The sequence below is a fragment of the Jannaschia formosa genome (genome assembly GCF_003340555.1).
GTDB classification, from domain to species: Bacteria; Pseudomonadota; Alphaproteobacteria; order Rhodobacterales; family Rhodobacteraceae; genus Jannaschia; species Jannaschia formosa.
This window is the reverse complement of record NZ_QPLJ01000128.1, coordinates 1-555: the sequence shown is the minus strand read 5'-3', so window position 1 is coordinate 555 and position 555 is coordinate 1. Positions and strand designations below refer to the sequence as shown.

Annotated in this window: 1 protein-coding gene; it reads right to left on the bottom strand. The window is 71.2% G+C overall.

Annotation, left to right across the window (positions count from 1 at the left end):
- On the bottom strand, positions 1 to 555 hold a 555-nt coding region (locus DR046_RS23140; protein WP_209313656.1), incomplete at both ends, for an IS256 family transposase.

Genomic DNA, 555 nt, shown 5'->3' with positions numbered 1-555 from the left:
GCCGGGCTTGGGCTGCTTCTCGCGGAGCGCGTCGGCCACGATCTCCCACTGGGCTTCGGCCTCGGCCCTGGTCTGCTGCGCGAAGATCGTCTTCAGCATTGCCGCCACCGCCGTGCGCTGCCTGGCCGGAGCGTGAGCCAGGGCGTTGCGCATCCAGTGAATGCGGCATTTCTGGTGGGTGGCGTTGAACACGCGACGTGCGGCAGCCCGCAGGCCCTTGGGATCGTCGGCGATCACCAGCTTCCCCCCACGCAGACCGCGCTCGGCCAGCGAGCGCAGGAAGTCCGTCCAGAAGGGTGAGGGCCATCGCCCGAACGCTTCGGAGGGGCCGGTGGCGACACCCGGGACCTCGCGCTCGCCGTCCTCGTTCACCGCCACCGCGATTATCACGGCGCGGCTGACGATGCGCCCGCCCTCGCGCACCTTCACGCGGGTCGCGTCCAGCCACAGGCAGGGCCATGTGCCCTCCAGCGGCCGCGACAGGAAGGCATTCACCCGCTCGTCGATCTCGGCGCAGAGCCGGCTGACCCGGCTCTTGGACTGCCGCCTGCGCCC